Origin of the sequence: Propioniciclava sp. MC1595 (assembly GCF_017569205.1) — a bacterium.
Classification (GTDB): domain Bacteria; phylum Actinomycetota; class Actinomycetes; order Propionibacteriales; family Propionibacteriaceae; genus Propioniciclava.
The window spans coordinates 2,228,184-2,254,643 of sequence record NZ_CP071870.1 but is presented as its reverse complement, the minus strand read 5'-3'; the positions used below and the strand labels follow the sequence as shown (position 1 = coordinate 2,254,643).

General features: G+C 71.5%; 26 protein-coding genes and 2 tRNA genes. 15 read left to right on the top strand and 13 right to left on the bottom strand.

The features are described 5' to 3' along the window. Positions 1-116: 116 nt before the first annotated feature. Entirely contained in the window at positions 117-1,121 is a 1,005-nt protein-coding gene (locus tag J4N02_RS10715; protein WP_188332771.1) for a LacI family DNA-binding transcriptional regulator, read from the top strand. A 63-nt stretch (positions 1,122-1,184) separates the two neighbouring features. Here the strand turns inward: J4N02_RS10715 and J4N02_RS10710 are convergent, their stop codons facing one another. Further along, positions 1,185-2,483 (bottom strand): lactate racemase domain-containing protein, encoded by a 1,299-nt coding sequence (locus J4N02_RS10710; RefSeq protein ID WP_188332772.1) that lies wholly within the window; start codon positions 2,481-2,483, stop codon positions 1,185-1,187. A 180-nt stretch (positions 2,484-2,663) separates the two neighbouring features. Here J4N02_RS10710 and J4N02_RS10705 point away from each other — a divergent pair, with 180 nt between their 5' ends. Beyond that, entirely contained in the window at positions 2,664-4,034 is a 1,371-nt protein-coding gene (locus J4N02_RS10705) for a mannitol dehydrogenase family protein (protein ID WP_243760780.1), read from the top strand. A gap of 72 nt (positions 4,035-4,106) precedes the next feature. Here J4N02_RS10705 and J4N02_RS10700 read toward each other — a convergent pair whose 3' ends face one another. Genes J4N02_RS10700 through pyrR form a run of 3 tightly spaced genes read right to left on the bottom strand, consistent with a single transcriptional unit; the run spans position 4,107 to position 6,861 of the window. After that, positions 4,107-5,372 carry a dihydroorotase gene (locus J4N02_RS10700; protein WP_188332773.1) on the bottom strand — a complete coding sequence of 422 codons (1,266 nt, stop codon included), beginning with the start codon at positions 5,370-5,372 and terminating at the stop codon, positions 4,107-4,109. Beyond that, the gene (locus tag J4N02_RS10695; protein ID WP_182815645.1) at positions 5,372-6,310 is read right to left on the bottom strand and encodes an aspartate carbamoyltransferase catalytic subunit; all 939 of its coding nucleotides are present in this window, start codon (positions 6,308-6,310) and stop codon (positions 5,372-5,374) included. Before J4N02_RS10695 ends, J4N02_RS10700 begins: the two co-directional genes overlap by 1 nt. After that, the gene (gene pyrR, locus J4N02_RS10690; RefSeq protein WP_188332774.1) at positions 6,310-6,861 is read right to left on the bottom strand and encodes a bifunctional pyr operon transcriptional regulator/uracil phosphoribosyltransferase PyrR; all 552 of its coding nucleotides are present in this window, start codon (positions 6,859-6,861) and stop codon (positions 6,310-6,312) included. The genes J4N02_RS10695 and pyrR overlap by 1 nt, the downstream gene beginning before the upstream one ends. Before the next feature lie 66 nt (positions 6,862-6,927). On the opposite strand from pyrR, the gene J4N02_RS10685 reads away from it, so the two are divergent. Then, positions 6,928-7,116, top strand: a complete 189-nt coding sequence (locus tag J4N02_RS10685) for a hypothetical protein (protein ID WP_188332775.1) — start codon at positions 6,928-6,930, stop codon at positions 7,114-7,116. Here the strand turns inward: J4N02_RS10685 and J4N02_RS10680 are convergent. Then, positions 7,113-8,243 carry a Nif3-like dinuclear metal center hexameric protein gene (locus J4N02_RS10680; RefSeq protein WP_182815651.1) on the bottom strand — a complete coding sequence of 377 codons (1,131 nt, stop codon included), beginning with the start codon at positions 8,241-8,243 and terminating at the stop codon, positions 7,113-7,115. The two genes, J4N02_RS10685 and J4N02_RS10680, sit on opposite strands and share 4 nt — an antisense overlap. 28 nt (positions 8,244-8,271) lie before the next feature. Then, a complete protein-coding gene (gene pepN, locus J4N02_RS10675; protein WP_188332776.1) occupies positions 8,272-10,857 on the bottom strand; it encodes an aminopeptidase N in 2,586 nt (861 codons plus the stop codon). 112 nt (positions 10,858-10,969) lie between these two features. Here pepN and J4N02_RS10670 point away from each other — a divergent pair, with 112 nt between their 5' ends. Genes J4N02_RS10670 through J4N02_RS10660 form a run of 3 tightly spaced genes read left to right on the top strand, consistent with a single transcriptional unit; the run spans position 10,970 to position 13,360 of the window. Further along, complete coding sequence (locus J4N02_RS10670) at positions 10,970-11,572, top strand: DsbA family protein (RefSeq protein ID WP_188332777.1); 603 nt, start codon at positions 10,970-10,972, stop codon at positions 11,570-11,572. A 39-nt stretch (positions 11,573-11,611) separates the two neighbouring features. Beyond that, complete coding sequence (locus J4N02_RS10665; protein ID WP_188332778.1) at positions 11,612-12,067, top strand: ribose-5-phosphate isomerase; 456 nt, start codon at positions 11,612-11,614, stop codon at positions 12,065-12,067. A 15-nt stretch (positions 12,068-12,082) separates the two neighbouring features. After that, positions 12,083-13,360 (top strand): hypothetical protein, encoded by a 1,278-nt coding sequence (locus tag J4N02_RS10660; protein ID WP_188332779.1) that lies wholly within the window; start codon positions 12,083-12,085, stop codon positions 13,358-13,360. 1 nt (position 13,361) lies between these two features. Here the strand turns inward: J4N02_RS10660 and J4N02_RS10655 are convergent, their stop codons facing one another. Genes J4N02_RS10655 through J4N02_RS10645 form a run of 3 tightly spaced genes read right to left on the bottom strand, consistent with a single transcriptional unit; the run spans position 13,362 to position 15,222 of the window. Further along, the gene (locus J4N02_RS10655; RefSeq protein ID WP_182815661.1) at positions 13,362-13,985 is read right to left on the bottom strand and encodes a hypothetical protein; all 624 of its coding nucleotides are present in this window, start codon (positions 13,983-13,985) and stop codon (positions 13,362-13,364) included. Continuing rightward, positions 13,982-14,566: a hypothetical protein gene (locus J4N02_RS10650; protein WP_188332780.1), complete on the bottom strand. Its 585-nt coding sequence runs from the start codon at positions 14,564-14,566 to the stop codon at positions 13,982-13,984. The genes J4N02_RS10655 and J4N02_RS10650 overlap by 4 nt, the downstream gene beginning before the upstream one ends. Further along, complete coding sequence (locus tag J4N02_RS10645) at positions 14,566-15,222, bottom strand: hypothetical protein (protein WP_188332781.1); 657 nt, start codon at positions 15,220-15,222, stop codon at positions 14,566-14,568. Before J4N02_RS10645 ends, J4N02_RS10650 begins: the two co-directional genes overlap by 1 nt. A 38-nt stretch (positions 15,223-15,260) precedes the next feature. On the opposite strand from J4N02_RS10645, the gene J4N02_RS10640 reads away from it, so the two are divergent. Together J4N02_RS10640 and J4N02_RS10635 are read left to right on the top strand one after the other, a co-directional pair. After that, positions 15,261-16,100 (top strand): Fpg/Nei family DNA glycosylase, encoded by an 840-nt coding sequence (locus J4N02_RS10640; RefSeq protein ID WP_182815667.1) that lies wholly within the window; start codon positions 15,261-15,263, stop codon positions 16,098-16,100. Next, positions 16,097-17,533, top strand: coding sequence for a hypothetical protein (locus J4N02_RS10635; protein WP_188332782.1), 1,437 nt, complete (start codon positions 16,097-16,099; stop codon positions 17,531-17,533). Before J4N02_RS10640 ends, J4N02_RS10635 begins: the two co-directional genes overlap by 4 nt. 147 nt (positions 17,534-17,680) lie before the next feature. On the opposite strand, the gene J4N02_RS10630 is transcribed toward J4N02_RS10635, so the two are convergent. Beyond that, the gene (locus J4N02_RS10630) at positions 17,681-18,202 is read right to left on the bottom strand and encodes a hypothetical protein (RefSeq protein ID WP_188332783.1); all 522 of its coding nucleotides are present in this window, start codon (positions 18,200-18,202) and stop codon (positions 17,681-17,683) included. On the opposite strand from J4N02_RS10630, the gene arsC reads away from it, so the two are divergent. Next, on the top strand, positions 18,201-18,557 hold the full coding sequence (arsC, locus tag J4N02_RS10625; protein WP_188332784.1) for an arsenate reductase (glutaredoxin): 357 nt from the start codon (positions 18,201-18,203) through the stop codon (positions 18,555-18,557). The two genes, J4N02_RS10630 and arsC, sit on opposite strands and share 2 nt — an antisense overlap. 10 nt (positions 18,558-18,567) lie before the next feature. On the opposite strand, the gene J4N02_RS10620 is transcribed toward arsC, so the two are convergent. Further along, positions 18,568-18,643: transfer RNA gene (locus J4N02_RS10620), tRNA-Pro, on the bottom strand. On the opposite strand from J4N02_RS10620, the gene J4N02_RS10615 reads away from it, so the two are divergent. The 6 genes from J4N02_RS10615 to clpX all read left to right on the top strand — a co-directional run bounded on the left by J4N02_RS10615 (position 18,643) and on the right by clpX (position 23,375). Next, a complete protein-coding gene (locus J4N02_RS10615; RefSeq protein WP_188332785.1) occupies positions 18,643-18,942 on the top strand; it encodes a hypothetical protein in 300 nt (99 codons plus the stop codon). The two genes, J4N02_RS10620 and J4N02_RS10615, sit on opposite strands and share 1 nt — an antisense overlap. A gap of 35 nt (positions 18,943-18,977) precedes the next feature. Next, positions 18,978-19,048: transfer RNA gene (locus J4N02_RS10610), tRNA-Gly, on the top strand. 46 nt (positions 19,049-19,094) lie between these two features. Then, the gene (tig, locus tag J4N02_RS10605; RefSeq protein WP_188332786.1) at positions 19,095-20,645 is read left to right on the top strand and encodes a trigger factor; all 1,551 of its coding nucleotides are present in this window, start codon (positions 19,095-19,097) and stop codon (positions 20,643-20,645) included. 90 nt (positions 20,646-20,735) lie between these two features. Beyond that, the gene (locus tag J4N02_RS10600) at positions 20,736-21,392 is read left to right on the top strand and encodes an ATP-dependent Clp protease proteolytic subunit (RefSeq protein ID WP_188332787.1); all 657 of its coding nucleotides are present in this window, start codon (positions 20,736-20,738) and stop codon (positions 21,390-21,392) included. Positions 21,393-21,400: 8 nt separating this feature from the next. After that, a complete protein-coding gene (locus J4N02_RS10595) occupies positions 21,401-22,048 on the top strand; it encodes an ATP-dependent Clp protease proteolytic subunit (protein ID WP_305072003.1) in 648 nt (215 codons plus the stop codon). Positions 22,049-22,085: 37 nt separating this feature from the next. After that, positions 22,086-23,375 carry an ATP-dependent Clp protease ATP-binding subunit ClpX gene (gene clpX, locus J4N02_RS10590; RefSeq protein WP_182815682.1) on the top strand — a complete coding sequence of 430 codons (1,290 nt, stop codon included), beginning with the start codon at positions 22,086-22,088 and terminating at the stop codon, positions 23,373-23,375. Between the two features lie 19 nt (positions 23,376-23,394). On the opposite strand, the gene J4N02_RS10585 is transcribed toward clpX, so the two are convergent. Further along, positions 23,395-23,853: a septum formation family protein gene (locus tag J4N02_RS10585; RefSeq protein ID WP_188332788.1), complete on the bottom strand. Its 459-nt coding sequence runs from the start codon at positions 23,851-23,853 to the stop codon at positions 23,395-23,397. A 7-nt stretch (positions 23,854-23,860) separates the two neighbouring features. Further along, on the bottom strand, positions 23,861-26,446 hold the full coding sequence (gene valS / locus J4N02_RS10580; RefSeq protein ID WP_188332789.1) for a valine--tRNA ligase: 2,586 nt from the start codon (positions 26,444-26,446) through the stop codon (positions 23,861-23,863). Positions 26,447-26,460: the final 14 nt, after the last annotated feature.

Genomic DNA, 26,460 nt, shown 5'->3' with positions numbered 1-26,460 from the left:
CGGGCACTCCCCGGCGCTTCCGGCCCCGGGCGGGCGAAGGGTACCCTCGTCCGCCCGGGGCCGGAAGTTCTCCAAACTTCGTTGCACGGAGTTGCCGGGTTGCTAGGGTTTCGACCATGGTCAATGAGCCGGGCACGGGGTCAGATGCCACCATCTACGACGTCGCACGCGTCGCCGGTGTGAGCCCCTCCACCGTGTCACGCGCCTTCTCGCGCCCGGGCCGGGTGAGCGCCCAGACGGCCGAGAAGATCCGGCAGGTCGCCGAGGAGCTGGGCTACCGGAGCCGCGAGGTGTCCCGGACGGCGGCCAAGAGCACCACCAAGGTGCTGGGCCTGGCGGTGGCCGACATCACCAACCCCTTCAACTTCCGTGTGATCCGTGGCTGCCAGGCTGCGGCCGCCGAGGCGGGCTTCGTGGTCACCCTGAACGACGCGCAGGAGTCCGAGGCGCTCGAGCGTGAGATGCTGCGCCGCTCCCTGCCGCTGCTCGACGGCCTGATCGTGGCCAGCTCCCGGCTGTCCGACACCGAGCTGCGCACGGTCGCCAAGCAACTTCCCGTGGTGATCCTGAACCGGCGCGTGGCCGGCCTGCACTGCATCATCCCCGACATGGCCCACGGCGTCCGCAAGGCCACCGAGCACCTGCTGGCCCTCGGCCACCGCAACATCACCTACCTGGCCGGGCCCGAGGCGTCCTGGGCCGACGGCATGCGCTGGCGCGCGATGCGCGACTCGGCCAAGGAGCTGGGCTTCACTGAACACCGCGTCGGCCCCTTCGCGCCCACCCTGCAGGGCGGTCGCGGCGCCGCCGAGGTCATCGCCGCCCGCCGGCTGAAGGCCGTCGTGTGCTTCAACGACCTCATGGCGATCGGCCTCATGCAGGGCCTGGCCGAGCGCGGCATCAAGGTGCCCGAACAGATCAGCATCATCGGCTTCGACAACATCTTCGCCTCCGCGCTGGTGACCCCCGGGCTCACCACCGTCGCCGCCCCGCTGACCATGTTGGGCGACTCGGCCGTGCGCTACGTCGTGTCGTCGCTGGCCGGCCACAAGTCGGCCGAGACCGCCCCGGTCTCCGTGCCCGTGCGGCTCATCGTCCGGCACAGCACCGGACCTGCGTAACCCCGGACCCAACACGCAACGAGCGGCCCCCGGAGTGATCCGGGGGCCGCTCGTGTCAGGGCCTCACTTCTTGCGCAGGCGGTACAGCACCTCGCCGGCGTTCTCCTGGACGAACACGTTGGGGTCGGCCTTCCACGCCTCGACGTCCACGGCGTCCAGCGGCAGGTAGCCGAGGTTCACCGACCGGCAGACCTCCTCCGGGATCTGGGTGCACAGCGTCACCTTGATGCGGTTGGTCTCGACGCCCGTCTCGGGGTCGTAGTCGCCCGCGCCACGCACGTGCGTCGAGTGGGCCAGGACGCCCTTGGGTACGTCCTTGAACTTGTCCCACTGCTTGGTGAAGTAGGGGATCGAGTGGTAGCCGATGTCGTAGATCTCGGGGTGCTGCTCGGAGACCTCGGTGACGTGCGGCGCGTAGATGATGACCTCGCCGCCGTCGGCCATGGCCGGCTGCATCTTGTAGCAGCCCTTGGCGGCGGTCCAGATGTCGTCGTAACGGGTCGGCATCATCGCGAGCACCTTGGTGAAGGGCTCGTCGACGTAGACGACGTGGCTCTCGGCGGCGATGTCCGCGGCGTCCGCCCACGACGACTCGGTGTCGCCGAAGGTGGCCGACTCGAGCTCGCCCGTGCCCGACTGGACGACGATGCACAGGGCGTACTTGTCGTTGGGGATCAGGTCGACGCCCGCGTTGATGATCTTGCGCACCGGGGTGACGCCGGGGGAGCCGATCATGTCCTCGACGCCGATGAGGGCGCCCACCCAGTGGGAGAGGTCGATCGCGTCGTGGGTCGAGCAGCCGGGGATGAAGTACTTGTTGCCGCCCGAGATGCCCACGACCTCGTGCGGGAACACCGGGCCGATGACCAGGTTGATGTCGGCCTCGACGACGTGGCGGTTCATCTCGACCACCACGTCCTCCTCCATGGAGCCGTTCGACAGCTCCTTGATCTGGGCGGCCGTCAGGGTGCCGATGTCCACGATCATCTCGGGGTCGAGGAACTCGTGGTTCACGATCGTCATGCCCGGGTAGACCGACTCCAGGGTCTCGCCCTCCCCGATCCCGAACCAGGCGTCGATCTCGTCGGGCTCCATGTAGGAGTGGGTGCCCAGGGCGATCACGCAGGTCAGCGAGGCGACGCGGTCGATGAGGTACTTGTGGGCGGTGCTGACCATGAGCCGCAGCGGGCAGCTGCGGGTGCCGTCGGGCACGACCAGCACGACCTTCTTGCCGTCGAAGTCGACGCGGGCGAACTGCTCGGCGACGAAGGCGTCCAGCTCGGCGTCGCTGACGGTCTGGTGCGGGCCGCCGATGGTGACTGCCTCGAGGGTGGTGCGTGCGCGGCTGACGTCGGTGCTCACGGGTGCCTCCTGGGTCCGGTCCGGTGGGGCCAGCCTAGACCGGGACGCCCGCGCCGAAGCGGGAATCGGGGCAGCCGCCGTGGCAACTTCGGGAGACTGCGCGCGTGGGGCCGGGCTGGGGCCTAGGGTCGGGACCAACACGGATCACCCCTTGCACCGCTGCTCGGAAAGGAACCTCTCGTGGCTCGTCGACTCTCCCGCTCGCAGGACGGACGCCCCGTCGCCCCCGTCCGCATCGTCCACCTCGGCATGGGCAACTTCTTCCGCGCCCACCAGGCGATGTACACCGACCGTGCGCCCGACGCCGCCGACTGGGGCATCGCCGCGTTCACCGGCCGCTCGCTGGGCATCGTGCCCGAGATGCAGAAGCAGGACAACCTGTTCACCCTCGTGGTGCAGAACCCCGAGGGCAACGACTACCAGGTGATCAGCTCGCTCTCGGCGACCCACTCCGGCACCGACGTCGAGCAGTTGCTCGAGTACTTCCGCAGCCCCGAGCTGGCGATCGTCACCTCGACCATCACCGAGGCCGGGTACATGCCCAAGCCCGGCGGCGGTCTGGACGCCGACAACCCGGCCGTGCAGGCCGACATCGAGGCCATCAAGGCCGGGAACCTCGCCGACGTGAAGACGGCCCCCGGCAAGTTCGCCGCCGGCCTGATCGTCCGCCGCGAGGCCGGTGCGGGCCCGATCACCTTCTGCCCGTGCGACAACGTGCCCGACAACGGCGAGATGGTCGCCCACGTGGTCCGCGACGTCGCGGTGCTGGTCGACCCGTCCCTGGCCGCGTGGGTCGAGGAGAACGTCGGCTTCGCCACCACGATGGTCGACCGGATCACCCCGTCGATCTCGGAGGAGGCCCTGCAGGCCATCACCGGCGACACCGACGTCGAGGACCCGGCGGCGGTCGCCACCGAGCCCTTCACCGAGTGGGTCATCGCGGGCGACTTCAGGGCCGGACGCCCCCGCTGGGAGGACGCCGGCGCCAACTTCGTCGACGACATCACCCCGCACGAGTTGCGCAAGCTCTGGCTGCTCAACGGCTCGCACTCGCTGATGGCGTACGCGGCCACGATCGTCGGGCGCCCGACCGTGTACGAGGCCATCTCCGACCCCGTGGTCAACGGCTGGGTCAACGACTGGTGGGACGTCGCCGCGAAGCACCTGCCGCTGCCCGCCCAGGAGGTCGCCGACTACCGCGCCGCCCTGCTCGAGCGCTTCGGGAACCCCCGCATGAAGGACCAGCTCGCCCGCATCGCGGCCGACGGCTCGGTGAAGATCCCGATCCGCATCGTGCCCGCGCTGAACGCCGAGCGCGCCGCGGGCGGCGAGCCGATCGGTGCCGAGCGCGCCGTGGCCGCCTGGGTGCTGCACCTGCGCGGCGTGGGTGCCCCGTTCCAGGATGCCAACGCCGACGCGGTCAAGGGCTTCGGCGAGGGCACGCTGGAGGAGTCGGTCGAGAAGGCGTGCGACTACCTCAAGATCCCCGACCCGGCCGCCCGGGCGTCCATCCTGGCGCTGGCCCGCGAGCTTGAGGCCGCTGCCGCCTGACCGTCCACGACGAGGAACGCTCCCCACCTGATGCGCACCTGCATCACGTGGGGAGCGTTCTTTGTCCGGTCCTCAGCGGCGGAAGGTGACCTTCCCCGCCCACACCGTCATCTGCACCGGGTCGGGCAGGTCGAGGCCGTGGTAGGGGTTGTTGCGCGACTTCGAGGCCGAGCGCGACCGGTCGACCGTGGCCCGGCGGCTGGGGTCGACGAGCACGAGGTTGGCCGGCTCCCCGACGGCGACCGGACGCCCCTGGTGCGGCAGGCGGCCGATGCGGGCCGGCGCGGTCGACATGCGGTCGACCACGGACGCCCAGTCCATGCGGCCGGTGCTGACGAACAGCTCCATGACCACGGCCAGGGCCTCCTCGAGGCCGAGCATGCCGGGGGAGGCCACGTCGAACGGGTGGTCCTTGTCCTCCTGCGTGTGCGGCGCGTGGTCGGTGCCGACGATGTCGATCGTGCCGTCGACCAGGGCCTCGCGCAGCGCCTCGATGTGCTCGTTGGTGCGCAGCGGCGGGTTCACCTTGTAGGTGGTGTCGAACGACTCCACGTGCGGGGTGTCCAGCAGCAGGTGGTGGGGGGTCACCTCGGCGGTGATGTCGGCCTTGCCGCGCTTCTTCGCCCAGCGGATGATGTCGACGCTCTCGGCGGTCGAGATGTGGCAGGCGTGGTAGCGCCCGCCGGTGAACTCGGCCAGCTGCACGTCGCGGGCGATGATCACCGACTCGGCGACCGACGGCCACGCCGGCAGGCCGAGACGTCCGGAGACCTCCGACTCGTGGCAGCACGCCGACGGCCCGGCCAGGCGCGGGTCCTGCGCGTGCTGGGCGACGACGCCGTCGTAGGGCTTCAGGTAGGTCAGCGCCCGGCGCATGATCAGCGAGTCGTGCACGCACGCGCCGTCGTCGGAGAACACCCGGACGCCGTGCTCGGCCATCAGCCCGAGCTCGGCGAGCTCCACGCCGTCGCGACCCTTGGTCACGGCGCCGATCGGGACGACCTCGCAGTGGCCGTCGCGGCGTCCGAGCTCGGCGACGTACTGGGCGGCCTCGGCGGTGTCGGTCGCCGGGGTGAGGTTCGGCATGGCGAACACGGCGGTGTAGCCGCCGCGCGCGGCAGCGCGGGTGCCGGACGCCACGGTCTCGGCGTCCTCCTTGCCCGGCTCGCGCAGGTGGGTGTGCAGGTCGACCAGGCCGGGCAGCGCGACCAGGCCGGCGGCGTCGACGCGCTCGGCGTCGGACGGGGCGTCGGACGCCGCGGCGATCCTTCCGTCGACGACCGCGAAGTCGAGCGCCGACCCGTCGGCGAGCGTGGCTCCGGTGATGACAAGGCTCATCAGGCTTCTCCCTCTCCACCCAGCAGGTGGTACAGCACGCTCATGCGGACGGCCACACCGGCCGACACCTGGTCCAGCACCCGCGAGGACGCCGCGTCGGCCGCCTCGCTGGAGATCTCCACGCCGCGGTTCATCGGCCCCGGGTGCATGATCGCCGCGGTCGGCCGCAGGGCGGCCAGCCGCTCGGCGGTCAGCCCGTAGCCCGCGGAGTACTCGCGCGCGGTCGGGAAGAACCCGCCCGACATGCGCTCGCGCTGCACGCGCAGCATCATCACGACGTCGGCGTCGGCGAGCGCCGCGTCGAGGTCCTGGGTGACCCTCACGCCCCACGTGTCGACGCCGGTCGGCAGCAGGGTCGGGGGAGCGACGAGGGTGACCTGGCCGCCGAGGGTGCGCTGCAGCAGCACGTTCGAGCGCACCACTCGCGAGTGGAGCAGGTCGCCGACGATGACGATCCGCTTGCCCTCGAAGGAGTCGCTGACCCCCGGGGTGGCGCGGAAGTGCTGGCGCATCGTGTAGGCGTCCAGCAGGGCCTGGGTGGGGTGCTCGTGCTGGCCGTCCCCGGCGTTGACGACGGACGCGCGCACCCAGCCCGCCGCTTGGGCGACGGCGCCCGAGGACGCGTGCCGGATGACGAAGCAGTCCACGCCCATGGCGTCCAGCGTCATCATCGTGTCGCGCAGGGACTCGCCCTTGGAGACCGACGACCCCTTGCCCGACACGTTGATGGTGTCGGCGCTCATCCACTTGCCCGCGATCTCGAAGGAGGTGCGGGTGCGGGTCGAGTCCTCGAAGAACATGTTGATGATCGTGCGGCCGCGCAGGGCGGGCAGCTTCTTGATCGGCCGCCGCTGCACCTCGTGCATCTCCTCGGCGACGTCCAGCAGAGAGGCGACCTCGTCGGCGGACAGGTCGGCGGCGCTCAGCAGGTGGCGCATCAGGACTCCTTGGTCTGGCTCAGCGTGACCAGGTCCTCGCCGTCGATCTCGGCGACGGTCACGCGCACGTGCTCGGCCGAGCTGGTCGGGAGGTCCTTGCCGACGTGGTCGGCCTGGATGGGCAGTTCGCGGTGGCCGCGGTCGATCAGGACCGCCAGGCGCACCACGCGGGGGCGGCCCAGGTCCTTCAGCGCGTCCATCGCCGCGGCTATCGTGCGGCCCGAGTAGAGCACGTCGTCGACCAGCACGACCGTGCGACCCGTCAGGTCGACCGGGATGCGCGTGGGGCCGACCGCGCGGGTCGGGTTCCTGCGGAGGTCGTCGCGGTACATCGTGATGTCGAGCTCGCCGACCGGAACCTCGACGCCCTCGGCCTCGGAGATGAACGCCCCGAGCCGGCGCGCGAGCGGGATGCCCCGGGTGCGGATGCCCAGCAGCACCAGTCCCTCGGCCCCGCGGTTGCTCTCGAGCACCTGGTGGGCGATGCGCTTCAAGGCCCGATTGACGTCGTCGCTGTCCCAGATGACCCGGGCCCCACCGTCTGCACTCACCGAGTTGCTCCTCCGCCGCTCATTGCGGCAGTCAATCTACCCCAACTGTCCGCTACCATTTCGGCCATGTCGCATCTCGCCCTGATCCCGACCCACCACCTGCCGGGCTGGCCCGAGGTCTACTCGCCGACCCTCATGGACAGCTTCCTGATCATCGTCGCGATCCCGGTCGCGATGGCGGCCGCGGTGACGCTGTTCTTCATGGGCCCGCACTGGCTGCGCAAGTCCCAGGGCAAGGAGCTCGAGCGCGCCTAGTACCGCGCCACCCAGGGATCGGTGACGATCCGCGACACCGTCGACCCCACGCGGACACCGGCGTCCGCAGCCGCCGCCTCGAGCACCCGCTCGGCGGCCGGCAACCACGTCCACTCGGCCGCCCAGTGCGGCACGTCCACGAGCACCGGCGCGCCCGCGTGCGCCAGGAAGTCCTGCGCCGGGTGGTGGCGCAGGTCACCGGTCACGTAGCAGTCGACCCCGGCCGCGCGCGCGGCGTCCAGCATCGAGTCCCCGGCGCCGCCGAGCACGGCGACGGTGTCCAGCATCCGGTCGGGGTCGCCGCCCAGCTTCACCCCACCGGCGGTCGCGGGCACGGACGCCGCCAGGCGCTCGGCGAACGCGGCGGCCGTCATCGGCTCGGGGAGCCGGCCGATCCTGCCCAGCCCCCGCCCCGACGGCTCGCCCGCCAGTTCGATGACGTCGAAGGCGGGTTCCTCGTAGGGGTGGGACGCCCGCAGCGCGGCCAGCACCGCTGACCGCCGGCCGCGGGGGAGGGCCATCTCGACGCGTGTCTCCTCGACCTCCTCGATCGCGCCCACGCTGCCGATGGTGGGGTTGGCTCCGGCCAGCGGCCGGAACGTGCCCGTGCCGGGGCTCGTGAAGGCGCAGCGGTCGTAGTCGCCGATCGCCCCCGCGCCCGCCTTCGCGAGCGCGTCGATGACTTGCTGGGTCTGGGGGGTCGGGACGAACGTGACCACCTTGTCGAGCAGCTCGGTCGGCACCGGCAGCAGCGGGCGCAGGTCGACCAGGCCGCAGGCCGCGGCGAGGGTGTCGGCGACCCCGCCGGGGGCGGAGTCGGCGTTCGTGTGCGCCGCGAACTGGGCGATCCCGGCGCGCAGCAGGGCGGCGACCACGCGCCCCTTCGGCTGGTCGGTGCGCAGGGCGTGCACGCCCCGCAGGAGCAGGGGGTGGTGGCTCACGACCAGCTGGGCGCCGACCGCGACCGCCTGCTCGACCACGGCGTCGGTGACGTCGACGGCGAAGAGCACGTGGTCGACCTCGGCGCCGGGGTCGCCGACGGCGAGCCCGACCCGGTCCCAGTCCTCGGCGAGGGCTGGGGGATAGGCGGCCTCGAGCCACCCGGTGATCGTCGCGACAGTGGGCATGGCCCCGACGCTACCGGGCCGGGGTGGCTCAGCGCTCCTGGTTGTTCAGGGCCCGCACGGCGTCGTCGCGACGCTCGCTGACGAGGCGGCGCACCGAGTCGGGCAGCTGGCGACCCTCGAGGAACCCGTCGAGCTTCGCGATGAACGCCCGGTCGGCCAGCGGGCGCGGGAACAGCAGCCCGAGCACGTGCTGGCGGATCGTGGTGGACGCCGTCGCCCAGGTGCCGCGGCCGGACCCGATCGCGTCGACCACGTCGAGGTAGAGGTCGGCGTAGGGCGCCAGCACCTCGTCCTGGTCGAGCTGCCAGAACTGGGAGCAGATCTGGAAGTGGGTCTCGTTCGGGGTGTCGCGCTCGGTCGCGGCGGCCCACGCCTCGGCCTTGGCCGCGGCGTCCTTGGACGCCGCCCGGGCCCCGGCCGCCTTCTCGGCGCCTGTCGCCGTGCGGTCGCGCTCGGCCTCGGCCGCGATCTCGGCCTCGCCGGCCGCGCCCACGCGGGCGAGCTCGGTCAGCAGGCGCCAGCGCAGGTCGGTGTCGATGGCCAGGCCCTCGGGGGCCTCGGTGCCGTCGAGCCAGGCGCGCAGCACGGCCGCGCCGTCGGCGTCGTTGATCGACAGCGCCAGGGCGCGGGCGATCGAGAGCTGGTGGTCCGAACCGGGCTCGGCCTCCTTGAGCAGGCGGGCCAGGCCGCCGGTGAACCGGTCGGCCAGGGCGCGGCGGTCGGCGCGCGGGGCGTAGTAGTCGATCGCGGTGCGCGCCTGGAGCAGCAGGGCGTTGACGGCGGTGAGGTCGGTCTCGACCCCGACGCCGCGCAGCACGAGCTCGACGTAGTCGGCGGCGGCCATCTCGCCGTCGCGGGTCAGGTCCCACGTGGCGCCCCAGGCCAGCGCCCGGGCGAGCTCGTCGTCGAGCACGTGGATGTTGTCCACGAGCGTCGACAGCGACCGCGCGTCGAGGCGGATCTTGGCGTAGGTGAGGTCGTCGTCGTTGAGCAGCATCAGGTCGGGACGCGTCTGGCCCACGACCTCGGGCACGTCGGTGTACTCGCCGTCTATGTCGAACTCGAACCGCTGGGTGCGGGTCAGGACACCGTCGACCACGTTGTAGAAGCCGACCGCGACGCGGTGGCGGCGCAGGGTCGGCCAGTCGGCGTGGGCCCACTGGCGGATGCCGAAGCGGCTGAAGACGCCCTCGGCGTCGGCGTCCCAGTCGGCGGCCAGCGTGTTCACGCCGGCGGTCTGCAGCCACTGGGTCGTGAAGAACGACAGGTCGCGGCCCGAGGCCACCTGGAGGTGGTGGAGCAGGTCGTCGAGTTGGGTGTTGCCCCAGGCGTGCTCGGCGAAGTAGCTGCGCACGCCGGCGAGGAAGTCGTCCTTGCCCACGAACGCCACCAGCTGGCGCAGCGCCGAGGCGCCCTTGGCGTAGGTGATGCCGTCGAAGTTCAGCTCGACCGCCTCGAGGTCGTACATGTCGGCGGCGATCGGGTGGGTCGAGGGCAGCTGGTCCTGGCGGTAGGCCCAGGTCTTGCGGCTGTTGCAGAACGTCGCCCACGGGTTGGCGCGGTCGTCGAACTGCGCGCGGATCTCCTCCTGCGCGAAGTGGGACGCCCACTCGGCGAAGGACTCGTTCAGCCAGAGGTCGTCCCACCAGGTCATCGTGACCAGGTCGCCGAACCACATGTGGGCCATCTCGTGCAGGATCGTGTTGTCACGGCCCTCGTAGGCGGCCACGGTCTGGCGCGAGCGGAAGATGTACTCGTCGCGGAACGTCACGCAGCCGGCGTTCTCCATGGCCCCGAAGTTGAACTCGGGCACGAACACCTGCGCGTAGTCCTCGAAGGGGTAGGGGCGGCCGAAGTGGTGCTCGAACACGTCGAAGCCCCGCTTGGTGGTCTCGAAGATGCGGGCGGCGTCGAGGTGGTCGGCCAGGGACCGGCGCACGTGGATCGACAGCGGGATCTCGCTGCCGTCGGCGCGGGTGTGGACGTCGGTCACCGAGTGGAACTCGCCGGAGCACACGGCAGTGATGTAGGTCGAGATCCGCGCGGTGGGCGCGAACTCCCAGCGGGCGAACCGGTCGTCGACCGCGGCGGGCTCCACGGCGGGGGAGTTGGACAGGACCGTCCACTCCTGCGGGGCCAGCACCGTGAACTGGAAGGTGGCCTTGAGGTCGGGCTGCTCGAACGTGGCGAACATGCGGCGGGCGTCGGCGACCTCGAACTGCGAGTAGAGGTAGACCCGGTCGTCGGTGGGGTCGACGAAGCGGTGGAGGCCCTCACCGGTGCGGGAGTAGCGCATCACCGAGGTGGTCTCGAGGACGTGGTCGCCCTCGGACAGCTCGAGCGTCAGGTGCTCGCCGTCGAAGGCCTCGGCCGGGACCGGCTCCCCGTCCAGCGTCGCGGCGATCAGCTCGTCGGCGATGAGGTTGGCGTTGGTGACGCAGGCGATCGAACCGAAGCGCACGGTCGTGGTGGAGGTGAAGGTGGCGGCACCGTCGGCCAGCGGCGTCCCGTCGGGGCGCCGGCCGGTGAGGTCGACGACGACCTCGTAGCTCTCGACGTGGAGCTGGGCGCTGCGGGCGTTGGCCTCGTCGCGGGTGATGTTGGCGCGGAACATGCGGCTCGATCCTCGTGTGGTGACAGGGGAGTGACCCCGCCACCCTAGCGGCCGCCTCCCCCGGCGTCCCGCTGCAACATTTCAGTGTGGGTGCCCCGCTACGCTGGCCGGCATGACTCAGAAGGTTGACCTCTGGTTCGATCCGCTCTGCCCCTGGGCCTGGATGACCTCCCGGTGGCTGCTCGAGGTGGAGAAGGTGCGGGACATCGACCTGCGCTTCCACGTGATGAGCCTCTCGGTGCTCAACGAGGGCCGCGACCTCGACCCCGGCTACCGGGAGTTGATGGACGCCGGCTGGGCCGGGGTCCGGGTGGCGATGGCCGTGGAGCGCGCGCACGGGCAGCAGGCCCTGCGCGACTTCTACACCGCGATCGGCACCCGCTACCACCCGGGTGGGCAGGAGCAGGGCCGCGGCGCCATCGAGGGCGCGCTGGCCGACGTGGGCCTCCCGACCTCGCTGGCCGACCTCGGCGAGACCGACGAGCACGACGACGAGCTGCGCCGCAGCCACCACGAGGGCATGGACCCGGTGGGCGACGAGGTGGGCACCCCTGTGATCCACCTCAACGGCAAGGGGTTGTTCGGGCCGGTCATCTCGCCCGCGCCGAAGGGCGACCAGGCCGGGCGCCTGTTCGACGGCTTCGCGCTCGTGACCGAGTACGAGGGCTTCTTCGAGCTCAAGCGCACCCGGACCGTGGGACCGATCTTCGACTGAAGCCGTGCACGGTGGGGCGCCGTGGGCCAGACTGGCCGCATGCGCGTTCACATTGCCACCGACCACGCGGCCTTCGACCTCAAGCAGTTCCTGGTCAAGGAACTGACCGCCCTCGGCCACGAGGTCGTCGACCACGGTGCCCCCACCTACGACGCACAGGACGACTACCCGACCTTCGTCATCCCCGCCGCCGAGGCGGTCGTCGCCGACCCCGGCTCGCTGGGCATCGTCCTGGGCGGCTCCGGGAACGGCGAGCAGATCGCGGCCAACAAGGTGAAGGGCGTCCGCGCCGGCCTCGCGTACAACACCGTGATGGCCCGCCTCACCCGCGAGCACAACAACGCCAACGTGCTCGCGCTCGGCGGCCGCATGCAGAGCCTCGCCGACGCGCTGGAGATGGCCAAGGTGTTCCTCGAGACCCCGTTCTCCGAGGACCCGCGCCACATCCGCCGCATCGAGATGCTGGACGCCTACGAGGACGAACACCGCAGGTGAACTAGCTTGACGACCGTGACCCACCTCCTCACGGACGCCCTGCGCGGGTTCGGCCTCCTGTTCCGCGACGCGGGACGGGTCCTGGCCGCGCACTGGCCGCAGCTGCTCGGGCTGTTCCTGGCGGGCTGGTCGTGGCGCATGGCAGTGCTGTGGCTGGTCGTCGAGATCTCCGACTGGAGCCCCACGGTCGCGGTCCTCCTGCTGCCCCTGGCCCCCATGGGCACCCTGCTGTCGTTCGTGCTCATGCTGCGCGCGATGGCGCCGACCCTGCCCGCCTTCCGCGACCTCGTCGAGCCCCTGTCGCCCCGGCAGCGGTGGATGGACGACCTCACCGTCGCCGCCCAGGTGCTCATCCCGTTCCTGGCCGTGTACGCGTCGGCGGGCCTGCTGCGCCAGGACGTGCGCGTGTTCCTCTACGACAGCACCCTCGACGAGTGGACCAACACCAACATCCAGAGCATCGACTGGGGCCGTGCCGACTACGCGCCCGGCTGGACGATCGTCCTGTTCGTGGTCGGGGCGCTCGCCGCGCGCAAGGTGATCACGCTGATGGGCCTGGCGCAGCGCCGCCTGGCCTGGGCGGGGGTGGCGGTCTACCTCGAGGTGCTGTGGATGATGACGCTCGCCAACGCCCTCACCACCGAGCTCGACAAGATCACCGAGTGGGTGACCTCGCGCCGTCTCATCGCCGGCCTGGTCGACCTGTGGGAGCAGGTGGTGGCGACGGTCCAGGGCTGGGAGGCGTGGATCCAGGCGCCCTTCAACGCGGTCGGCGCGCTGATCGGCAACCTCGGGTCCCTCGTGGTGGTCCCGGTCGCCTGGCTGGCCATCGGGGCGTCCGTCTACGGCCACAAGCTCGCGCAGAAGGAGTTCCGCATCGAGACGCACGAGGAGGTCACCGAGCGGATCAAGCGGATCCCGCAGCCGGTGCGCCGTGCGGTCAACCACGTCGTGGAGCCGGTGACGAGCCCCATCCAGTCGGCCCTCTGCGCCATCGGCAAGGTGGCCAGCGCCGGCGTCCTGCCGATGGTGCTGTTCTGCGTGGTGTTCGTGGTCGCGAACCAGATCCAGGTGGCCTCGGCGTGGGCGGTGCGCACCTTCATCGGCCCCGGCGGGGCCCAGCGCGCGTATGCCATGGAGCCCTACATCCAGCTGGCCGAGGGGGCCGTCTACTACGTCGTCGTGCTCGCGCTGCTCGCGGGTGCGGTGAACGTCATCGTCACGGCCCAGAAGCGGTCCGAGGCCGCGGCGGCGGCGCAGGCCGCCGCGGCGGAGGAGCCGTCGTCCGCCTGACTCAGGGCACCTCGAGGACGAGGTACTCCGGGTAGTGCCACCCGACCCGGAGGGCGGTCGGCTCGACCGCCTCGGGGGTGGCGATCAGGTACTCCAGGCGCCACGTGCGCGATCGTTCGACCGGCGAGGGGACCAGCTTCCCGGTGAAGGGCTCGAGCGTCGGACCCGGCGCGGACTCCGGGACGCAGCGCTGCGCGAGCCGCGCCTCCCACGGCGTGCCCGAGCCGTCGACGGACTCCATGCCACCCTCGTGGCCGTACCGCGTGCCCTCGGCGTCCTGCAACTCGATGGTGCAGCTGTCGAGGAACTGGTCGGGGGCCGCCTCGAACTCGAGCAGGATCCGCCACAGCACCGCTCCGGCGGCCGCCTTCGCGTCGCCGTGGACCTGCTGGGGGACCGCCGACAGGACCTGCACCCGCACCTCGCGCTCGCGCCGCACGTCGTCGAAGCCCAGGAAGTCCTGGCGTAGCGTGCCGGACGTGTCGTGCGCGACGATCGGCCGGGTCCAGTCCCAGGGCAGGTAGATGTTCACCAGCCGGAACGACGAGGCCACCACCGCGAGGAACAGCAGGGGGACCAGCAGGGCCAGCCAGAAGCGGTTGCGCCGCCACCACGTCGCGTTCACGGCCGCACCACCGTCGGCTCCTGCAGGGTCACCTGGGCCTCGCTGGCCCGCAACTCCGCCGCGCGCTCGGCCGTGATCCCGAGGTCGATCTCGGTCACCTCGTCGTTCTCCCACTGGCCGTTCTCGGCGGGGATGGTCAGGACGAGCCCCTCCAGGGCGTCGGCGGGCACCTCGATCGGCAGCTGGCAGGCCACGGGCAGGCCCGGGTTCGCGGGCCCGCAGTTGTTCGTGATCGCCTGCAGCCCGCCAAACCGTCGGCCGTCGGGGGCCGACAGCAGGGGCTGGGAGCCGACGAGTACGCCCGGCTCGTGCCGGGGCGCGTACGTCACGTCGAGGACGAGCCACACGCCGTCGGTGGCGGCGACCTGGCCGAAAAGCTCGACGGTCCTGGCCGCCTGGACCTTCGTCACGGTGATGTCGGCGTTGCGGAGCCGCACGGGCTCGCCGAAGGCGCCGGCGACGGGGAACGGGTCGTCGCGGAAGTCGTCCGGCTTGGGCAGGTACTGGGTCAGGGTGGAGCCGACGAACAGGGCCGCGACCACCAGGATCGCGGTGAGGAGGCCGTCGCGGGTGAACCTCATCAGGGGGCCTCCAGCGCCTCGACGGGCAGCGTCACCCGGGCCACCGGCGCAGGATCGGACCAGCGCCAGCCCCCGTCCATGACGGACTGCCGCCACGTCTGTGCCGACAGCGTCACCGTGACCTCGGCCGGCACCGGCGTGCTGTCGGCCTGCTGCCACACCACGATCGTCGAGGTCGTCAGTCCCGGCTGGAACGAGCGGGCGTCCAGGGCGTCCACCCCGCGCAGGAGGCGCGGGGCCTCGGGCCGGTCCCCGACGGTCTGCAGGCGGTCGGCGTCCACCGTGATCGCCGGCTTGAAGTCGAGGCCCGCGACGGGGGTCTTGTTGTGCGAGGTGACGTCCAGCGACACCACGAGGTAGCGGTACCCGTCGGTGGGGTAGAAGGCCGGGCGGAGCTCGTCGAAGTGCCGCGCGCGGCGGACCGTGATCTCGAAGGGGGCGACGTCGACCGGCTCGCCAACCTTGGCCAGGGGCACCTCGGGGGCGTCCACGCCCTCGACCGCCTGCCACCCGCCGAACGCGCCCAACACGCCCAGCAGGGCCACGGCGCCGAGCAGGCCGAGGCGCTGCGGGGTGAGGATGTCGGAGACCAGCGCGTACCGCTTGCGCCAGGTCTCGAGCCGGGACGCGGCTCGCTGGGGGGTGTGCTCAGCCACGTCCGGATCCTAGCGGCGCCGCGACTACACTGCCCGCCATGCCCGAGGGACACGTCACGCACCGCCTCGCCCGCGCCCTCACGCACGAGTTCGGGGGGCGTCCGGTGGCGGTCAGCTCGCCGCAGGGACGGTTCGCCGAGGCGGTCGCCCTGCTGGACGGGCAGGTGCTCACCGGGGCCGACTCGGTCGGCAAGCACCTGCTGGTCGACTTCGACCCGGGCACGGTCTGGATCCACCTCGGCCTCATCGGCAAGTTCCGCTTCTCGGAGGACTTCCCGCCGCCCAACCCCGACACCCTGCGCCTGCGCATCACCGACGGACGCCTCGCGGCCGACCTGCGCGGCCCCCAGTGGTGCCGCCTGATCACGCCGGGGGAGCGGGAGGCGGTCGTGACCGACTCCGGCCCCGACCCCATCCGCACCGACGCCGACCCCGAGCGCGCCTGGGCGGTGGTGTCGCGCTCGCGCAAGTCGATCGCGGCGCTGCTCATGGACCAGAAGGCCTTCGCCGGCGTCGGCAACATCTTCCGCGCCGAGGTCCTCTACCGGCACCGCCTCGACCCGATGCTGCCGGGCAACCGGCTGCCGCGCCCGGTCTTCGACGCCGTGTGGGCCGACCTCGTCGCCCTCATGCGCGCCGCCGTCGAGGTGGGCCGCATCGACACCGTCGCCGAGGACCACACCCCCGAGGCCACCGGCCGCGACCCCCGCGTCGACCGGCACGGCGGCGAGGTGTACGTCTACCGCCGCGCCGACCTGCCGTGCCACGTCTGCGGGACGCCGGTGTCCACCGCCGACCTCGCCGGCCGCAACCTCTACTGGTGCGGCGTCTGCCAGCCGCCCGGGGCGTCCGGGGTCGTGGAGGTGCCCGGCTCGTGACCTGGGGCTTCACCTGCGTGGTGACCGGCGGCGGCCGCGGCCTGCTGGTCCGGCACGGTGGGGCGTCGGTGGCCGAGTTCTCCTTCGGCCTGCCCGGTGACCCGGTCGACGGCTGGGAGCCCGACGACACCGAGGCGCGCCTCACCACGGCCGACTCGTTCACCGCCCGCCTGCGCCACCTCCCCGACGACGGCGGCTGGACCACCACCGTGACCCTCGACAACAGCGCCGACGTCGAACGCGCACTGCCCGCCCTGGGCATGGCCGTGACGGTCGCGCCCGGCTGGTGCGGCTGGGCCTGGGGCTCCGACACCGAGGGGTTCGTGCTCGTGGCGCCGACCGACGCGGTCGGGCCGTGCCTGCGCGTGCGGGTCCGGCAGGGCTTCCTGCGCGTGGCCGCCGACCGGCCGGCGTTCACCGCCACTGACCGCCGCGGCGAGGGGTTGGGGGACGGTGTCGCCGCCCTCCACCTCGCGCACCCGACCGGGTCGCTGCGGGCCTTCGGCCGCCACCAGACCACGCTCGACCTCGCCGAGGTCCCGGACGCCGACGCTGCGGCCGCCGGGCTGCCGGACTGGCTGCCCGACCTCGTCGTGGCCCCGAACGACGAGGTGCGGCTGGAGACCCCCGACCTGGCCGTCGTGCCCGGCCCCGGGGTGCGGTTGGCGACCGAGGACACTGCGTGCGTGCTCACAGGTGGACCCGGACACCGCGAGGTGGCGGTGCACGGCGTCCGGGGCGTGCAGCGGTTGCGCGTCACGTTCACCCCGGCCCTCGAACCCTTCCTCGCCGAGCTGGTCACGGCCCTGAAGTCGCGCCGCCCGTCGGCCGTGCCGTCGGCCACCGGTGCGCTCGTCGCCGCCGCCCTCGCCCGGCGCGCCGTGCTGGACCCCGAGGCCGCCCTCGACTGGCTCGAGCGCGAGGACTGGCTCGCCCGCGGCGACCTGTTCGGGATGGCTGCCGCCGGGATCGTGGCCACCGAGACGCTCGACGAGGCGCTGCTCGCCCAGGCGTGCGAGGCGCTGTCCGCCTCGCCGGCCGAGCCGGGTCGCGGGATCGTCGCCACCCGGCTGTGGCTGGCCACCCTGCGGCTGGGCGTCCCACCCCTGGACCTGACCGCGGTGCTGGGCGATGGCATGGAGGCCGGGCTGCTGGGCGGCGGGGACGAGGCGACGTGGACGCCGTCGGTGCTGGGCCTGGCCAACGGCTTCGGCGGCGGACGCCTGCCCGGGCAACCGGTCGGGCTGGGGGAGGCCGAGGCCGGCCTGCGCGCCGCGCTGCTGCGGCTGGTGCCCGAGCACTGGGCGGTCCGGGCCCGGGCGTCCGAGGCAGCCGAGCGGGCCTCGGCCCTGCTGCTGGCCGACCACGCCGACGGGTTGCACCCCGCCTACGACGGACTGGCGTGGCTCGTGCTGGGCGAGATCGGGGCCTGACCCTCGTGCTGGGGTCGAGACCTCGGGCGAACGGGGCGCGCCGGTGCGGGGGGTGTTTGCCAGAATGCTCCCCATGGCCCTGGGTGAACTGCGACGCGAGATGCGCCGGCACGGGGGCTTCCACTGGTGGATGATCCCGTGGTGGGTCTACGCCGTGAGCGTCGGCGCCGTCCTGGCGGTGGTGTTCCTCGTGTGGGCGGTCGTCGACGCGGCCCTGCGCCCGCCGCCGCCCGACCCCTGGGGGCAGCCGGCCGTGTCGGCCCCCTTCTCCCCGACGGCCTCGCCCTCGCCCTCGCCCACGGCTGAGGACACGCCCACCCCCGACCCGACGCCCCTGGTGAGCCCGTCCCCCACGCCGTCGGCGTCCCCGAGTGTCACCCCGTCCGCCCGGACCACCGCAACCTCGCGGCCGACCTCCAGCGCGCCGCGCCCGACCGCGACGCGGACGTCGAGGCCGCCCGCCCCGGCGCCGACGTCCGCCCGGCCGACCCCGGCGCCGACGTCGAGCGCGCCGTCCCCTGACCCGACGACGCAGCCGCCGTCCCCCGATCCGACGACCCAGCCGCCGTCACCTGACCCCACGACGGAGCCGCAGGACCCGGCACCCACGTCGAACCCCCCGGGGCGCTCGCCCTCGCCCGGGCCGCCCCGGCGATAGGGTCGCGCCATGGCCGAGGTGACGATCTTCCACAACCCCCGCTGCTCGAAGTCGCGCCAGGCGCTGGACGAGGTGGCCGGGGCTGGCGTCGTACCCACGGTCGTGCAGTACCTCAAGGAGCCACTCGACCGCGCCGGGCTGGTCCGGCTGCTGGCGATGCTGGAGGACGCCCCGGGCGCGCTCGTGCGCCGCGACCCGCGGTTCAAGGAGCTGGGACTCACGGCGTCCGACGTGGAGACGGCCGAGCAGGTCGTCGACGTGCTGGAGGCGCACCCCGAGCTGATGGAGCGGCCCGTCCTGGTCAAGGGGGACCGCGCGATCATCGGGCGCCCGACCGAGCGCGTCCGGCCCTTCATCGAGGGCTGACAAGGGGTTCTGGTCGGGGCGACAGGACTCGAACCTGCGATCTCCTGCTCCCAAAGCAGGCGCGCTAGCCACTACGCTACGCCCCGTGAACCTCCCGGAGTCTACAGGAGCCGACCAGCCGCACGGCGACCGGCCGCGCGTGGCGTACGACCCGGCGGGTCCGGCGGGCGCGCAGGTCCGCACGTGGTTGCTCCAGCTGGGGGCCCAACCCGTCGACCGGGCCGAGCCCGGGGCGTCCGGGCTGCCGGTCGCGCCGCAGGGCGACGGGATCGCCCGCGCCGACGTGGCGGCGTTTGTTCGGGGCCTGAAGGGGGGCGGGCGGAGCCGCGGGGAGCGCTTCGACGACCACGGTTCGGCGCAGAGTTGGCCGCGCGGGAGTTTCTGAGATATCCGCTAGGCTGTAGCGGCGCGTGAGCGCACGCGGATGTAGCTCAATGGTAGAGCCCCAGTCTTCCAAACTGGCTACGCGGGTTCGATTCCCGTCATCCGCTCCGAAGGTCTCAACCGAACCGTCGACACACCACAGGAGTCAACCAAGTGCCCAGCACCGTCGAGAAGCTCGGCCCCTCGCGGGTCAAGCTCACCATCGAGATCCCCTTCGCCGACCTCAAGCCCCACCTGGACAAGGCGTACAAGGACATCGCCGCGCAGGTGAACATCCCGGGCTTCCGCAAGGGGAAGGTGCCCGCCGCGATCATCGACCAGCGGTTCGGCCGCGGCACGGTGCTCCAGGAGGCCATCAACGCCGCCCTGCCCGACGCCTACGGCCAGGCCGTCGCCGAGAACGAGCTCGTCCCGCTGGGCCAGCCCGAGGTCGACGTGACCAAGCTGGAGGACAACGAGCTGGTGGAGTTCACCGCCGAGCTCGACGTGCGTCCCGACTTCGAGGTCCCGGCCTACTCCGACCTGTCGGTCGAGGTGCCCGCGCTGGTCGCCACCGACGGTGAGGTCGACGAGCGCATCGAGGTCATGCGCCAGCGCTTCGCCACCCGCTCCGACAAGGAGGGTGCCGCGGAGGCCGGTGACGTGGTCATCATCGACCTGGTCGCCTCCAAGGACGGCGAGCCGATCGAGGACGGTTCCGCCGAGGGCCTGTCCTACAAGGTCGGTTCGGGCGGCATGCTCGACGGGCTCGACGAGGCCGTGACCGGCAAGTCCGCCGGCGACGAGGTGGAGTTCACCTCCGAGCTGGTCGGCGGCCCCGCCAAGGGCGAGAAGGCCGACATCAAGGTCACCGTCACCAAGGTCCAGACCGAGTCCCTGCCCGAGCTGGACGACGAGTTCGCCCAGATGGTGTCCGAGTTCGACACCGTCGACGAGATGAAGGCCGACCTGGCCGAGGCCGTGCAGCGCATGGCCCGCGTCGATCAGGTCAACGCCGCCTCCGACGCCGTGATCACCGACCTGGTGGCCAAGACGCCGTTCGAGCTGCCCGAGGCGATGCTCGCCAACGAGATCGAGGGCCGCAAGCAGCAGATCTCCGACCAGCTCGCGCGCGCCGGCTACACCCTCGAGCGCTACCTCGAGGACAACGAGGACGAGACCGCCTCGACCGAGGAGGAGTTCTGGGCGCAGGTCGCCACGAACGCCGAGACCTCGCTCAAGGCGCAGATCATCCTCGACAAGCTGGCCGACGACAACGAGGTGGGTGTCGACCAGAACGAGCTCACCGAGATGATCTTCCGCCGCGCGCAGCAGGCCGGTACGTCTCCCGAGCAGGAGATGCAGCACATGATGGAGCACAACCACGCTCCTGAGTGGATGGGCGAGATCCGCCGCGGCAAGGTGCTGCGCGAGGTCGTCGCCGGTGCGGTCGTGACCGACTCCGACGGCAACGTGGTCAACGTGGCCGCAGTCCGCCCCGACGGCACCATCGACGAGACGGTCGAAGCGCCCGCGGCCCCGGCCAAGAAGGCCCCCGCGAAGAAGGCCCCGGCCAAGAAGGCCGCCCCGAAGAAGGACGCCGAGGCCGAGGCCGACGCTCCTGCCGAGGACGCCGCCGAGGAGGCCAAGCCGGCCAAGAAGGCGCCCGCCAAGAAGGCCTCGGCCAAGAAGAAGGCGGAGGAGGCCCCGGCCGAGGAGGCCTGAGCCACTCCGCCACCGACGCCACGACGCGCGGTCCCCGCTCCGGGGGCCGCGCGTCTGCCGTCAGCGAACACCGGCGCCGCGCTCTCCGAAATGTCGGCGGCAGCGGGTAGCGTCACGTTCGTGACCGAAAACAAGCTTCCCGGCCTGCAGGCCGCGGCCGGCGCCTCGGGCGTCGGCATGAACGACTCCGTGTACCAGGCGCTCCTGGCGAACCGGATCATCTTCCTCGGTTCCGAGGTCCGCGACGAGAACGCGAACGCGATCTGCGCTCAGCTGCTGCTGCTGAACGCGGAGGACCCGGAGAAGGACATCTACCTCTACATCAACTCCCCGGGCGGTTCGGTGACCGCCGGAATGGCGATCTTCGACACCATGCAGTGGATCAGCAACGACGTGGCCACCGTCGCGATGGGCCTGGCGGCCTCGATGGGCCAGTTCCTGCTGAGCGCCGGCACCAAGGGCAAGCGCTACGCGCTGCCGCACGCGCGCATCATGATGCACCAGCCCTCCGGCGGCCTGGGCGGCACGGCGTCCGACATCAAGATCCTGGCCGAGCAGATCATCGCCACGAAGAAGGAGATGGCCGAGCTGATCGCCGAGCACACCGGCCAGCCGGTGGAGCAGATCGAGGCCGACTCCGACCGCGACCGCTGGTTCACCGCGCAGCAGGCCCTCGAGTACGGGTTCATCGACCACGTCTACGAGCGCGCAGCCCAGATCGCCGGCGACGACGCACCGAACCAGTGAGGACTGACATGCAGATGAACCAGATGCCCGAGGGCCTCGCCCCGATGGTCCCGTCGATGAACTACTACATCCCCCAGTGGGAGGAGCGGACGAGCTACGGCGTCCGTCGCATCGACCCCTACACCAAGCTGTTCGAGGACCGGATCATCTTCCTCGGCACCCCGATCTCCGACGAGATCGCCAACGCGGTCATGGCGCAGCTGCTCGTGCTGCAGTCGATGGACCCGGAGCGCCCGATCTCGATGTACATCAACAGCCCCGGTGGCTCGTTCACCGCGCTGACGGCGATCTACGACACCATGCAGTACATCAAGCCCGACGTGTCGACGGTCTGCCTGGGCCAAGCGGCCTCGGCCGCCGCGGTGCTGCTGGCCGCCGGCGCCAAGGGCAAGCGGTTCGCCCTGCCGAACAGCCGCATCCTGATCCACCAGCCGGCCACCGAGGGCGGCTACGGGCAGGGCTCCGACCTCGAGATCCAGGCCCGCGAGATCCTGCGCATCCGCTCGCTGATGGAGCAGATGCTCGCCAACGACACCGGCCAGAGCGTCGAGCAGATCAGCCGCGACATCGAGCGCGACAAGTACCTGACGGCCCAGGAGGCCAAGGAGTACGGCCTGGTCGACGAGATCTTCACGTCCCTGAAGGACATCCGCTGACGCGCTGACACGGCGACGAAGGAGAGGGGAGAGCAGCATGGCTCGCATCGGGGAGACCTCCGACCTGCTCAAGTGCTCGTTCTGCGGCAAGAGCCAGAAGCAGGTGCGCAAGCTCATCGCGGGTCCGGGTGTGTACATCTGCGACGAGTGCATCGAGCTGTGCAACGAGATCATCGAGGAGGAGTTCTCCGAGGCCACCGACGTGGGCCTGCTGGAGGAGCTGCCGAAGCCGCGAGACATCGTGGCTTTCCTCGACTCCTACGTCATCGGGCAGCCGGTCGCCAAGAAGGCGCTAGCCGTCGCCGTGTACAACCACTACAAGCGGGTCCAGGCCCAGGCCAGCAGCCCGCGTCGGGCCGCCGAGGACGAGCTCGTCGAGCTCGGCAAGAGCAACATCCTGCTCATCGGCCCGACCGGCTGCGGCAAGACCTACCTGGCGCAGACGCTGGCGCGCATGCTGAACGTGCCGTTCGCCATGGCCGACGCGACCGCGCTGACCGAGGCGGGGTACGTGGGGGAGGACGTCGAGAACATCCTGCTCAAGCTGCTGCAGGCCGCCGACTTCGACGTGAAGAAGGCCGAGACCGGCATCATCTACATCGACGAGATCGACAAGGTCGCACGAAAGAGCGAGAACCCGTCGATCACGCGCGACGTGTCGGGCGAGGGCGTCCAGCAGGCGCTGCTGAAGATCCTCGAGGGCACGACGGCGTCGGTGCCCCCGCAGGGCGGCCGCAAGCACCCGCACCAGGAGTTCATCCAGATCGACACGACGAACATCCTGTTCATCGTGGGCGGCGCCTTCGCGGGCCTGGAGGAGATCATCAACGCCCGCATCGGCAAGCGTCCGCTGGGCTTCAACAACGACTCCTCGCTGCGCAAGAAGGAGCAGGGCAACCCGTTCGAGGAGGTCCGCCCCGAGGACCTGCACAAGTTCGGCCTGATCCCCGAGTTCATCGGCCGCCTGCCGATGATCTCCACGGTGAACCCGCTCGACCTCGAGGCGATGGTGCGCATCCTCGTCGAGCCGCGCAACGCGCTCACCAAGCAGTTCCGCAAGCTCTTCGAGCTCGACGGGGTCGACCTCGAGTTCACCGACGACGCGATCGCTGCCATCGCCGAGATGGCGCTGGCGCGCGGCATCGGTGCGCGCGGCCTGCGCTCGATCCTGGAGGAGATCCTCCTCAACGTGATGTTCCACGTCCCCTCCGACGACACCGTCGGGCAGGTCGTGGTCACCGCCGAGGTCGTCCGCGACGGTGCCGAGCCGCGCATGCTGCCGCGCGCGGTGGCGTCGCGGCCCCAGCGGCGCACCCGGTCCGCCTGACGGCCGGGCGCCCCGCACGTCAGCGGTTGGAGCCCTTGAGGGTCCCGGTGATGTCGCCGGCCTCCGAGCCGACGAAGCACGTGATCGTCCGGTCGCGCAGCTGCGCCCACCCGTCCGGGGTGGGCGTGAGGTAGGTCATGTCCAGCACCGAGTCGTCGTAGGAGACCCCGACGAACGGCTCGAACTCGGGGTAGCAGAACTCCTCGGCGATCGCCGCCATGCCCTCGTCGCCCGGGTACTCCCCGTCCAGGTCGAGCCGCTTGTCCGCGAACGTCTCCCACTTGTGCGCCTCGCCACAGTCCACCTTGGTGATGTCGGCCACCTCGGCGGTGGCGTCCTGCTCGGGGAACTCCAGGTTCGTGCACTCGCCGATCGCGATCTGGGGCGGGAGCGCCTTGCCGGCCTCCTCCTGCACGGCGGAGCAGCCGGAAAGCGTGACCGCCGCGACGAGCGCGGCGGTCAGCAGGGGTCGGTTCACGTCAACCTCACTCGGTGGGTGCGAGCTCGGCGGTCACCCCCACGGTGTCGCCGTTGGCCCAGCTGATGGCCGAAACGATACGCCCGACGGCACGCAGGTCGGCCTCGGTTGCACGAAGTCGGGACAGCGCCTCCTCGGGGCCCGTGATGGTCACGGCCGTGAGCTCGGTCTTCATCGAGACCTTGGCGTTCGACTTCACGCCGCGGATGCCGATCAGGGCGGCCGCGACGTCGTCCACGAGGGCCACGTCGCCGCCGGTCGGCAGCTCGTCGACGGTCGGCCAGGTGGCGTGGTGCACCGAGCCCGGCTTCCACCACGACCACACCTCCTCGGTGACGAACGGCATGAACGGGGCGAGCAGGCGCAGCTGCACGTCGAGGGCCAGGGCGAGGGCCGCGCGGGCCGAGGCCGCGGCGTCCGGACCCTGCGCGCCGTAGGCGCGCTCCTTGACCAGCTCGAGGTAGTCGTCGCAGAACGTCCAGAAGAACTGCTCGGCGGCCTCCAGGGCGGCCGAGTAGTCGTAGGCCTCGAACGCCTTCGTGGCCTGGGCGACCACGCCGGAGAGCCCGGCGAGCATGGCCAGGTCGACCGGGGCGGTCACGTCGGACGCCGCGGGTGCGGCCTCGCCGCTGGCCGCGATGCCGAGCACGAACTTGGACGCGTTCAGCACCTTCATCGCCAGGCGGCGGCCGACCTTCATCTGGGTCTCGTCGAAGGGGGAGTCCATGCCTGGGCGGGCCATGGCGGCACGCCAGCGCACGGCATCGGCGCCGAACTTGTCGAGGATCTCGGTCGGGACGACCACGTTGCCCTTCGACTTGCTCATCTTCTTGCGGTCGGGGTCGACCACGAAGCCCGAGATCGTCGCGCGCTTCCACGGCAGCGTGTCGTGCTCGAGGTGGGAGCGGACCACGCGGCTGAACAGCCACGTACGGATGATGTCGTGGGCCTGCGGGGCCATGTCCATCGGGAAGGTGAGCTTCCACAGCTCCTCGTCGCGCTCCCAGCCGCACACGATCTGGGGGGTCAGCGACGAGGTGGCCCAGGTGTCCATGACGTCGGGGTCGCCCACGAAGCCGCCGGGGACGCCGCGCTGGGACTCGTCGTAGCCGGGGGCCGGCTGCGAGGCCGGGTCCACGGGCAGCGAGGCCTCGTCGGCCAGGATCGGGTGGTCGTGGTCGGGTTCACCGTCGGCGTCCACCGGGTACCAGACCGGGAAGGGGACCCCGAAGAAGCGCTGGCGGCTGATCAGCCAGTCGCCGTTGAGGCCGTTGACCCAGTTGCTGTAGCGGTGGCGCATGTGGTCGGGCACCCACGCGAGTTCCTCGCCGCGGGCGAGCAGCTGCTGCTTGAGGGCGTCGTCGCGGCCGCCGTTGCTGATGTACCACTGGCGGGTCGAGACGATCTCGAGGGGCTTGTCGCCCTTCTCGTAGTAGTTCACCGGGCGGGAGACCGGCTTGGGGTCGCCGTCTAGGTCGCCCGTCTCGCGCAGCCGGGCCACGATGGCCTCGCGCGCGGAGAACGCCGTCTTGCCGGCCACCTCGGGCCAGAAGGACGCGTCGGCGAGCCACTCGGGGGTCTCGCGGGTGAGGCGGCCGTCGCGTCCGATCACGGTGCGGGTCGGCAGGTCGAGCTCGCGCCACCACTGGACGTCGGTGAGGTCACCGAAGGTGCAGCACATCGCGATGCCGGCGCCCTTGTCCTCCTCGGCGGCGGCGTGGGCCAGCACGGGCACCTCGACGCCGAAGATCGGCGAGGTCACCGTCGTGCCGAACAGACCTTGGTAGCGCTCGTCGTCGGGGTGGGCGATCAGGGCGCACACACTCGGGATGAGCTCGGGGCGGGTCGTCTCGATGTACACCGGGGCGTCGGGGCCGTGGAAGGCCACCCGGTGGTAGGCGCCGGCGGTCTCGCGCGACTCCAGCTCGGCCTGGGCGACCGCGGTCTGGAACGTCACGTCCCACATCGTCGGGGCCTCGGACAGGTAGGCCTCGCCGCGCGCGTGGTTGCGCAGGAAGGCGCGCTGCGCGACGGCCTGCGACTCGTCGGAGATGGTGGCGTACAGGGTGTCCCAGTCCACCGACAGGCCGAGGTGACGCCACAGGTCCTCGAAGACCTGCTCGTCGACCGCGGTCAGCTCGTGGCACAGCTCGACGAAGTTGCGCCGGCTGATCGGCACCTGGCGCTTGGGGTCGGGCTTCTCGGGCGGGGTGAAGTCGGCGTCGTAGGGGATCGACGGGTCGCACCGCACGCCGTAGTAGTTCTGGACGCGGCGCTCGGTCGGCAGGCCGTTGTCGTCCCAGCCCATCGGGTAGAAGACGTGCTTGCCCTGCATGCGCTGGTAGCGCGCCACCAGGTCGGTGTGCGTGTAGCTGAACACGTGGCCCACGTGCAGGGAACCGGACACGGTCGGCGGCGGGGTGTCGATGCTGAACACCTGCTCGCGCGCCTCGGGGCGCACGAAGGCGTAGGTGCCCTGCTCCTTCCAGGCGGCGGACCACTTGTCCTCGAGGCCCTCCAGGACCGGGCGATCGGGTACGACCCACGTCGACGGGGTCGACGTGGGCACGGTACGGGAGGGCTGCGAAGTCATGGGCGCGATCCTAC

What these genes read in the sequence shown, in the direction of transcription:
- J4N02_RS10665 (WP_188332778.1), top strand. Translation starts at nt 11,612, where the DNA reads ATGCGCGTTCACATTGCCACCGACCACGCGGCCTTCGACCTCAAGCAG.
- J4N02_RS10685 (WP_188332775.1), top strand. Translation starts at nt 6,928, where the DNA reads ATGTCGCATCTCGCCCTGATCCCGACCCACCACCTGCCGGGCTGGCCC.
- valS (WP_188332789.1), bottom strand. Translation starts at nt 26,446, where the DNA reads ATGACTTCGCAGCCCTCCCGTACCGTGCCCACGTCGACCCCGTCGACG.
- J4N02_RS10715 (WP_188332771.1), top strand. Translation starts at nt 117, where the DNA reads ATGGTCAATGAGCCGGGCACGGGGTCAGATGCCACCATCTACGACGTC.
- J4N02_RS10595 (WP_305072003.1), top strand. Translation starts at nt 21,401, where the DNA reads ATGCAGATGAACCAGATGCCCGAGGGCCTCGCCCCGATGGTCCCGTCG.
- pepN (WP_188332776.1), bottom strand. Translation starts at nt 10,857, where the DNA reads ATGTTCCGCGCCAACATCACCCGCGACGAGGCCAACGCCCGCAGCGCC.
- J4N02_RS10600 (WP_188332787.1), top strand. Translation starts at nt 20,736, where the DNA reads ATGTCGGCGGCAGCGGGTAGCGTCACGTTCGTGACCGAAAACAAGCTT.
- clpX (WP_182815682.1), top strand. Translation starts at nt 22,086, where the DNA reads ATGGCTCGCATCGGGGAGACCTCCGACCTGCTCAAGTGCTCGTTCTGC.
- J4N02_RS10650 (WP_188332780.1), bottom strand. Translation starts at nt 14,566, where the DNA reads ATGAGGTTCACCCGCGACGGCCTCCTCACCGCGATCCTGGTGGTCGCG.
- J4N02_RS10630 (WP_188332783.1), bottom strand. Translation starts at nt 18,202, where the DNA reads ATGGCGCGACCCTATCGCCGGGGCGGCCCGGGCGAGGGCGAGCGCCCC.
- J4N02_RS10640 (WP_182815667.1), top strand. Translation starts at nt 15,261, where the DNA reads ATGCCCGAGGGACACGTCACGCACCGCCTCGCCCGCGCCCTCACGCAC.
- arsC (WP_188332784.1), top strand. Translation starts at nt 18,201, where the DNA reads ATGGCCGAGGTGACGATCTTCCACAACCCCCGCTGCTCGAAGTCGCGC.
- J4N02_RS10700 (WP_188332773.1), bottom strand. Translation starts at nt 5,372, where the DNA reads ATGAGCCTTGTCATCACCGGAGCCACGCTCGCCGACGGGTCGGCGCTC.
- J4N02_RS10695 (WP_182815645.1), bottom strand. Translation starts at nt 6,310, where the DNA reads ATGCGCCACCTGCTGAGCGCCGCCGACCTGTCCGCCGACGAGGTCGCC.
- J4N02_RS10680 (WP_182815651.1), bottom strand. Translation starts at nt 8,243, where the DNA reads ATGCCCACTGTCGCGACGATCACCGGGTGGCTCGAGGCCGCCTATCCC.
- J4N02_RS10670 (WP_188332777.1), top strand. Translation starts at nt 10,970, where the DNA reads ATGACTCAGAAGGTTGACCTCTGGTTCGATCCGCTCTGCCCCTGGGCC.